Below are 4,924 nucleotides of genomic sequence, written 5' to 3'. Positions count from 1 at the left end.
GGCAGCGCGTGTGGAACTCGCAGCCGGAAGGCCGCCGGAAGACGCTTGGAATTTCGCCTGTGACGGCAGGCTTGTGGCTGCGCCGGCGCGGATCTGGGATCGGCTCGGACCGGATCAATGTCGCGGTGTAGGGATGCAGCGGGGCTGAGAACACCTCTTGCGTCGGTCCCGTCTCGACCAGCCGGCCGAGATACATGATGGCGAGCCGGTCGCTGACATGGCGGATCATCGCCAGATTGTGGGTGACGATCATGGCCGCGAAGCCGAGCTCGCGCTTGAGCTCGCCGATCAGGTTGAGCACATCGCCCTGCACCGAGACATCGAGCCCGGCAGTCGGCTCGTCGGCAAGCAGCAGATGCGGTTTCATAGCAAGCGCCCGCGCCACGCCGACGCGACGCGCCTGCCCGCCCGACAGTTCGTGCGGAAAGCGGTCGACGAAGGATGCGGGCAAGCCGACCAGCGCCAGCAGCGCCTTCGCCGCCGCGCGCCGGTCCGGCATCGGCAGCCCCTGGATGACCTGCGGTTCGGTGAGCAGCGTGCCGACACGCAGGCGCGGGCTGAGCGAGGCGACCGGATCCTGGAACATCATCGCCGAGCGGCGGCGCATGGCGCGAAAGTCGGCGGGCGTCTGGACGTCCCTGCCCTCGAAGACGATACGACCGGCCGCAGCCCGGATGAGGCCGAGAATGGTGCGGGCCAGCGTCGTCTTGCCAGAGCCGGATTCGCCGACCAGCCCAAGCGTCTCTGCCGGCATCAGCGACAGCGTGACGCCATCGACGACGTTGAAGCCGGGCAGCGGAAACGGATTGATCAGCCGGTCGAGCAAGCTGCTGCGAACGAAACTGACCGACAGGTCCTCGACGGCAAGCAGTGGGCTCATGACGTCACCGCATGGCAGCGGGCAGCATGGCAAGCGGTGAGCTTCACCAGCGGCGGCGCGACGGTCTTGCATGGCGCGAAGCCCCGGCCGCAGCGCGGCGCGTAAACGCATCCCACCGGTGGTTGGGTCAGGCTCGGCAATGTACCTGGAATGGTCGGCAGCCTGTCCAGCCGCTCATGGAAGCGGGCGGGATCGCAGGCAAGCAGCGCCTGGGTGTAGGGATGACGCGGATCGTGGAAGATCGCATCGACCTCGCCGCCCTCGACCACCTCGCCGGCATACATGACATAGACTCGGTCGCAGAGCTCGGCGATGACGCCGAGATGATGCGAGACGACGATGATGATGCCGTTATAGTCGCGCCTGAGCTCGCGCAGCAGATGGATGATCTGCGCCTCCATGGTGACGTCGAGCGCGGTTGTCGGCTCGTCGGCGATGAGCAGGCCGGGATCGGTCAGCAAGGCGGCGGCGATCGCCACGCGCTGGCGCATGCCGCCGGAAAGCTCGTGCGGGTAGCTCCGCATGCGCCGTTCGGGATCGGCGATGCCGACGCGACCGAGCATGGCGGCGATGCGCGCCCGTTTCTGCGCGCGGCTGAGATCCTTACGACGGTGCTGGAAGTCAACGAGCTGGTCGCCGATGGTCAGCACCGGGTTGAACGCCGTCATCGGGTCCTGACCGACCAGCGCGATCTCGTCGCCGCGCAGCAGGCGCTGGCGATGGGCGTCGAGCTTCGCCAGATCGACGCCGTTGTAACGGATCGACCCGTCGATGCGGGCGTTGGCCGGCAAGAGGTTGGCCAGAGCGGTGACCAGCGTGGACTTGCCGCAGCCGCTCTCGCCGACGATGCCGATGACCTCGCCGGGATGCGCTTCGATGTCGACATGGCGAAGGGCGTGCACGCTGCCATGCGGCGTCTCGTAGCGGACGCTGAGACCGATGGCGGCAAGCGGGCCGCTCATGCCGGCCTCCGCAGCTGCAGGCGCGGGTCGAGATAGTCGCGCAGGCCCTCGCCAAGGAAGGTGAAACCGAGTGTCGCCAGCACCAGCGGCAGGCCGCCGAAGATCACCATGAAGGGGGCCGAGCGGATGCTGGTGTAGCCGTCATAGAGGATCGAGCCCCAGGACGGCGTCGGCGGGCGCACGCCGAGACCGAGGAAGCTCAAGCCAGCCTCGACCATGATGACGACCGGAATGTCCATCGACAGAAGGATGATCAGCGGACCGACGACATTGGGCAGGAGGTGGATGAAGATGATGCGTGCCGCACTCGCGTCGAGCAGGCGCTCGGCGAGGATGTAGTCGCTGTTCTTCAGCGCCAGCGTCTGGGCCCGGATCAGCCGCGCGTAACTTGGAAACGACGTCGCGGCGATGACGATGATCAGCGTGCCGGTGCCCGCGCCGAGCACGGTGATGATGGCAAGCGCGAACATGATCATCGGCAGCGAATTCATGCTGTCGAAAGCGAGCACCAAGATGGCATCGAGCCAGCGCGGACCGTAGCCGGCGATGAGGCCGAGCAGCAGTCCGATGGCGCCGGCTATGGCCACCGAGACCATGGCGATCGTGAGCGCCGTGCGCGCGCCGTAGATGACGCGCGACAACAGATCGCGGCCGAGATGATCGGTGCCGAACCAGTGCTCCGCCGATGGCGCCTGCAGCTTGTGCAGCACGTCGATCTTGACCGGCGAATAGGGCGCCAGCCAGGGCGCGAAGATCGCGGTGACAAGGAATCCGGCGACCAGGATCAGCGCCACGCGGGTGAAGGGGTCGGCAAGCAATGCGCGAAGCAGGACAAGCCGTTGTCGATCGGGCGTGATTGGAGAGGCCTCAGCCACGGAAGACATCACGGACCCTCGGATCGAGCCGCGCGATGAGAAGATCGGCGGCGATGGTGATGGAGACGTAGATGGCGGTCATGATCAGCACCGTGCCCATGACGACCGGATAGTTGCGTGTGCTGACGGCGTCGGTGATCAGCTTGCCGATGCCGGGCCTGGCGAACACCGCCTCGACGAAGACGGCGCTGGACAGGATGCTGCCGAGGCCGACCGCGACCAGCGAGATGGTCGGGATGATGGCGATCCGCAGCGCATATTTGGAGACGATTTTCCACTCCGGCAGGCCGAAGGAACGCGCGGTGCGGATATGGGGCTCGCCCATCACCTCCATCATCGAGGCGCGCACCATGCGGGCTATGTAGCCGATCCAGCCGAGGGCGATCGCCGCGGCCGGCATGACCAGCGCCCTGGCCTGGCTGAAGAGATCGCCGGCCTCGCCCGCCCCGATGGCCGGCAGCCACCGCAGCGTGACGGCAAACAGCAGCAGCGAGTAGATGGCGACGACGAAGGACGGCACGGCGATGACACCGACCGAGAGCACGCCGATGGCGGCATCGGCGGCCGTGCCGCGCCGCATCACCGACAGGCAACCGAGCGGGACGCCGATCAGGAGCGCCACGGCCAGCGCCGTCAGCCCCAGGACAAGCGTGTTCGGCAACGCCTCCATGACCAGTGTGGAAACGGGCCGGTTCGACCAGACATCATAGCCGAGATTGCCGGTCAGCGCGTTGCGGAAGAACTCGACGATCTGCCACCAGACCGGCTGATCGAGCCCCATGCGCTCGATCAGCAGCCGCTTCAGCTCCGGCGTGGCGCGTGGACCGAGCGCCACTGTCGCGGGATCGCCCGGAACCAGGAAGACGGCCGCATACATGGCGACCATGACAAGGACGAGTATCAGGAGACCGAGACCGATGCGCTTCACTGCATATGCAAGCATGGCCTCCTCCCCTTCAGGCGAAATCGCGCCTGATGCGCCGTGTCGCCGAGGCGCTGTGGACGAGCTTGCCCCGTTCCCGGGCTTCAAGACGCCAACTCAGGTCGAAATGCGTTTCATCCGCCGTCAGCTCCGTCACCGCCCTCGCCTCGGTGTCGGCATCGGCGCTGGCAATCGCCCATCGATATTCGGTGACGAGCTTTGCCGAGAGCGGATCGCCGCTGCTGATACTCATCGTGTCGCTGTTGGCCGAAGACACGGTGATGGCGCGGTCGTCGTAGCGCCTGCTTCCATGATCCGAGGTCAGGGCGATGATCTGCAGGCCCGAGCCGACATCGTCGGTGACGATGCGACGGTCGAAGCCTTCATCCAGCGTCGTGGCCGGGACCGGCGGCGCGGTTTCGGCCGGCTCGAAACGGACATCGCGGTCGCGCGGCGACGGGGGCCGCACCGGAAGAACCAGCTTGCTGTCGCCGCTCGCGACCGACAGCAGCGAAAGCTTCGGTTGCGGCCACAGGATGGGCCAATGCTGGTTGGCCAGCGCCAGACGGACGCGGTGCCCCTTGGGTATGGTGCGCGCGAAATCGTTGAGCTTGAGCTTGACGCGGAACGGCGTTCCGACCGGACACGGCGTCGGATGCTCGTGACTGTCGCGATGGCTGAGGTTGAGCACGCCATAGGTCATCAGTGCCGAGGCGCCGTCGGGATAGACATCGCAAAGACGGGCGGCAAGGTTGACATGCGGCTGGTCGACGCTGACGAGAAGATCGAGCTCGGGCGCCCCGAGCAGGGTCAGGTCATGCTCGAGCGGCAAAGTGTCGAAGCACAGCGCCAGACCGTCCTCGCGGCGCTGATCGATGGGCATGTCAGGGCACGAACCGCCATAGCCGCCCCAGCGGCCGCAGTCGCGGCCGGCGGTCGCTGGAGAGCGTACCGACAGCGTGGCGCCCGGCGCGGGTCCGCCGCTTAGTCCGGTGGCGTTCAGATGCAAGAAACGGCGCTCGATACGCGGTGACGGCCATTGGTCCTCGGCCGCCCAACTGCCGGCATGATCCGGAAGGTAGAAAGGCCGCGGCCGCTCCTCGCCGGTGATCCAGACCCGGTAGAGCGGTTCGTCCATGATGCCTGTGTCTTCGCCGCAAAGCCAATGACGCCACCAGCGCAGCGCCTCCTGCAGGTAGCCGATCAGCGGACCCGGCGCGCCACGACAGGGATAGGCATGCGACCACGGTCCGACGATGCCGAGCTTCGGCCCCGGCAGTTGTTC

The 4,924-nt window shown here is 66.8% G+C and carries 5 protein-coding genes; all 5 read right to left on the bottom strand.

Annotated features, from left to right (window positions below):
- Nucleotides 1–880: ABC transporter ATP-binding protein (locus EOD07_RS22275; protein WP_164772424.1), on the bottom strand; the 880-nt coding region annotated here is incomplete at its 3' end.
- A complete protein-coding gene (locus EOD07_RS22270) occupies nt 877–1,842 on the bottom strand; it encodes an ABC transporter ATP-binding protein (RefSeq protein WP_127237002.1) in 966 nt (321 codons plus the stop codon). The genes EOD07_RS22275 and EOD07_RS22270, both read right to left, overlap by 4 nt.
- Complete coding sequence (locus EOD07_RS22265; RefSeq protein WP_127237001.1) at nt 1,839–2,726, bottom strand: ABC transporter permease; 888 nt, start codon at nt 2,724–2,726, stop codon at nt 1,839–1,841. Before EOD07_RS22265 ends, EOD07_RS22270 begins: the two co-directional genes overlap by 4 nt.
- Nucleotides 2,710–3,660, bottom strand: a complete 951-nt coding sequence (locus tag EOD07_RS22260; protein ID WP_127237000.1) for an ABC transporter permease — start codon at nt 3,658–3,660, stop codon at nt 2,710–2,712. Before EOD07_RS22260 ends, EOD07_RS22265 begins: the two co-directional genes overlap by 17 nt.
- Nucleotides 3,661–3,673: 13 nt before the next feature.
- The coding region (locus EOD07_RS22255; protein WP_127236999.1) for a CocE/NonD family hydrolase at nt 3,674–4,924 on the bottom strand (1,251 nt) is incomplete at its 5' end.

The organism is Mesorhizobium sp. M2C.T.Ca.TU.002.02.1.1 (assembly GCF_003997225.1).
Note: the sequence above shows the minus strand (reverse complement) of the source record. Positions and strands in the feature narration are given on the sequence as shown.